At 40.3% G+C, this 3,895-nt stretch carries 3 protein-coding genes and 1 other annotated feature; all 3 genes read left to right on the forward strand.

Going from position 1 to position 3,895, the window contains the following annotated elements; genetic code table 11:
- The first annotated feature begins 125 nt into the window (after window positions 1-125).
- A complete protein-coding gene (locus JQM82_RS14580) occupies window positions 126-1,088 on the forward strand; it encodes a calcium/sodium antiporter (protein ID WP_235251127.1) in 963 nt (320 codons plus the stop codon).
- A gap of 58 nt (window positions 1,089-1,146) precedes the next feature.
- Window positions 1,147-1,353 (forward strand) — a binding site (T-box leader).
- Window positions 1,354-1,484: 131 nt separating this feature from the next.
- Window positions 1,485-2,924, forward strand: a complete 1,440-nt coding sequence (gene proS / locus JQM82_RS14585) for a proline--tRNA ligase (protein ID WP_235251128.1) — start codon at window positions 1,485-1,487, stop codon at window positions 2,922-2,924.
- 104 nt (window positions 2,925-3,028) lie between these two features.
- Entirely contained in the window at window positions 3,029-3,805 is a 777-nt protein-coding gene (locus JQM82_RS14590; RefSeq protein ID WP_235251129.1) for a transposase, read from the forward strand.
- The last annotated feature ends 90 nt before the right edge of the window (window positions 3,806-3,895 follow it).

Below are 3,895 nucleotides of genomic sequence, written 5' to 3' on the forward strand. Positions count from 1 at the left end.
GTTTAAGGCATCTGCCTGCATATGGAAATCTCCTTTATTTTAAAATTATTTTCTTTATCATTTAATCATAGTGTGCTAAAATATGCAAGATAACATAACTGTTAGTAATAGAAAGGGTTACTGCTATGAACTATATTCTTTTAATTCTTGGATTTATTCAGCTGATCAAAGGAGCAGATTTTTTTGTAGATGGAAGCTCCAGTGTCGCAAAACTATTAAAAGTTCCGTCCATTGTTATCGGTCTGACGGTTGTCGCATTTGGGACAAGTATGCCGGAATTATCCGTAAGTGTGACTGCTGCGATTCGTGGAAATAACGATCTTGCTGTCAGCAATGTCCTGGGTTCTAATATCTTTAATCTTTTGGTTGTTCTCGGTTGTTGTTCGATTATTCGTCCAATTGAAGCAAAATGGTCTCTGTTAAGGAAAGAATTTCCATTTTCTATATTTATTGCAATTATTTTGTTATTTTTAGATTCTGACTTTTCAATCATCAAAATTCTGGAGGGCAATAAAACTTTTATACTTGGTCGATGGGCGGGAATTCTCTTTCTCATTCTTTTTGCGATCTTTTTATATGCAACTGTTAAATCAGCCTTAAATTCCCGGTCTGATACTACTGCCGAAGAAGATTACAAAGTGATGTCCCCATTGAAAAGCACCGCCTTTATTATACTTGGTCTTGCCGGAATCGTCTGGGGCGGAAACCTGGTGGTTGAAAGCGCATGCAACATTGCGGAAACATTTGGGCTGAGCCAGACATTCATCGGATTGACCATTGTCGCACTTGGCACCTCTCTTCCGGAACTGGTTACCTCCATGGTAGCTTCCAGTAAAGGTGAAAATGACCTTGCTGTCGGTAACGTAGTCGGTTCAAATATCTTCAATATTTTGTTAATTCTGGGTATTTCTTCCGCCATTACGCCGATTACGCTGGATGTCACAGCCGTGTATGATACCCTTATTTTGATCGCAGCCAGCCTGATTGTCTATATTTCCGCGATCAGCAACCACAAAATACAACGAAGAGAGGGTGTACTGTTTCTCATCGCTTACCTGGTATTCTTTATTTATATTTTACTGAGATAATCTTTTCTTTGTCTTGACAAAAATGAAGCATTCGATTAAAATTATGGTCAATTCAAGATTTATGGCAACGAAGAGAATTAGTACATGTAAGCAGGCCACAGAGAGGGAATCATTTGGTGTAAGATACCTGCCTCGAACTGCATGGAACCGGTCTTGGAGCCACTGCATGAAAATGTAGCGTCCTGCCAGCGTTAACGGCAAATGAAGAGAACTACGACAGTCGTAGTTAACTAGGGTGGTACCGCCGAACTTTTCGGTCCCTTTTGGGGAGCTGAGAAGTCCGGCGGTTTTATTTTCGTCAATAAAAGAGGCCGCGGATCACCTAAAGGCATCCATAGCTCCCGGCATAATAATGCGGGTCAGAGACTTCGCAAAAAAGAAAAGGAGAAGAGAAATATGGCAAAAGAAAAATTAGTAAAAAACATCACACCACGTGATGTAGATTTCGCACAATGGTACACAGATGTAGTACGTGAAGCTCAGCTTTGCGATTATTCAAGCGTAAAAGGATGTCTGAATTATTTACCAAACGGCTATGCTATCTGGGAACTGATTCAGGCTGATCTGGACAAACGTTTTAAAGAAACCGGTGTTGAAAATGTTTATCTTCCGACTTTAATTCCGGAAAATCTTCTGGAAAAAGAAGCGGATCATGTAGAAGGATTTGCGCCTGAAGTAGCATGGGTTACCCATGGCGGTATGGAAAGATTACAGGAAAGACTGTGCATCCGCCCTACTTCAGAGACATTATTCTGTGACCTCTGGGCAAAAACTGTACGTTCTTACAGAGATCTTCCAAAAGTATGGAACCAGTGGAACTCTGTACTTCGCTGGGAAAAGACCACAAGACCTTTCCTTCGTTCCAGAGAATTTTTATGGCAGGAGGGGCATACACTTCATGCTACTTATGAGGAAGCGGAAGAAAGAACCATTCAGATGTGGCAGGTATACAAAGACTGCTACAAAGAAACCATGGCAATGCCTTTCGTAGCCGGTAGAAAAGCGGAACACGAAAAATTTGCCGGAGCTCAGGATACCTACACCATAGAAGCTTTAATGCATGACGGGAAAGCACTGCAGTCTGCAACCAGCCACTTCTTCGGAAGCGGATTCCCGGATGCATTTGATATTAAATATGTTGATAAAAACAACCAGCTTCAGAGCGCTTATGAGACTTCCTGGGGATGGTCCACAAGAAGTATCGGCGGCCTGATCATGGTACATGGTGACGACGATGGACTTGTACTTCCACCACATGTAGCGCCAGTTGAATGTCGTATCATTCCAATCGCTCAGCATAAAGAAGGCGTACTTGAGAGATCCTATGCTTTATTAGACGAACTCAAAAAAGCCGGATACCGAGTTAAAATCGATGATTCCGACAAGAGTACCGGATGGAAATTCTCCGAACAGGAAATCCTTGGTATCCCGACACGTATCGAAATCGGACCAAAGGATCTCGAAAAGAATCAGGTTGTTGTTGTTCGTCGTGACAACCGCGAAAAGACAATTGTTTCTCTGGATGAAATCGCAACAAAGCTGCGCGAAATCTTAGAGCAGGAACAGCAGGATATGTACGACAGAGCTGAAAAATTCCTGAACGATCATATCGATACAGCTGTATCCATGGAAGAAATGGAAGCTAAATTCAAAGCAAACCGTGGATTCGTAAAAGCATGTTGGTGCGGAGATCCAGAATGCGAAGGCGAAGTAAAATACGTTACCGGTGGAGCGGCAACCAGATGCCTGATTGAAGACGAAGAAATGATCTCTGATAAATGTATTTGGTGTGGAAAACCGGCAAAACATATGGCATATTGGGGAAAATCATATTAATAAAACCCAAAACGGGACGGAGGATTTTTAAAAATTCCCCGTCCCAAATTAAAAATCACCTGTCCCTGTTTATGTTCTGTTCCTTTTCAGAAAGGAGTATCGACATGCCCAGAAAGCCCAGACAGGAAAGCAGCACTGAGTTTTATCACATAACCAGCCGCGGCATTAACAAATTTCCTATTTTTTCAAAAAATCTAGAGCGTTCCCGATTTCTGAATATTATTCGTGATTCCATCAGCCAATACAACATTAAAATATTTGCATATTGCGTTATGTCAAATCATTTTCATCTGCTAATGCGAGCTCCTATTGAAGAACTGTCCGCCTTTATGGCCAGGATCCTTTCAGTTTACGCAGTATACTATAATCAAAAACATAATCGTGTTGGTTATGTCTTTGACGGCCGTTTTCGAAGTCAATGCATCGAAGATGAGTCATATTTCTTCAATTGTCTACGCTACATCCATTTGAATCCCATAAAAGCAAATATGTGCAAATCTATTGATAATTACCGCTACAGTAGTTTTAAAGAATTTATTTCACCACCACACTCTGGTATTATTCATCCTATTGCTTTTGAAATCATTGACAAACATTTCGAATCTATCGAACACTTCAAATCTTTTCATACATTTTCCACAGATAAAGTTTTTATCGATCTTCCTGAAGACGAATTGCTTCAACGCAAGGCAATTGCCACTACACTTTTATATAATATGCACCGTGATCTGGATATCCCTGTAATAGAAATACTGGACAATATTCCTTCCAGGAAAATGTATGATACTCTCATAAAAGACTTCTTTAATATTTCCATGCATCAGGCAGAAAATATTCGCAAACTAATAAAAACAGAATTAAAACAAAAAGAGACAGATTAACTATAAAAAGGGACAGGCGATTTTTAATTTGGGACGGGGAATTTTTAAAAATCCTCCGTCCCCCCTCAAAAATGTGGTATTATAATTAAG

The organism is Faecalicatena contorta (assembly GCF_021531995.1).
Lineage (GTDB): Bacteria > Bacillota > Clostridia > Lachnospirales > Lachnospiraceae > Dorea_A > Dorea_A contorta_A.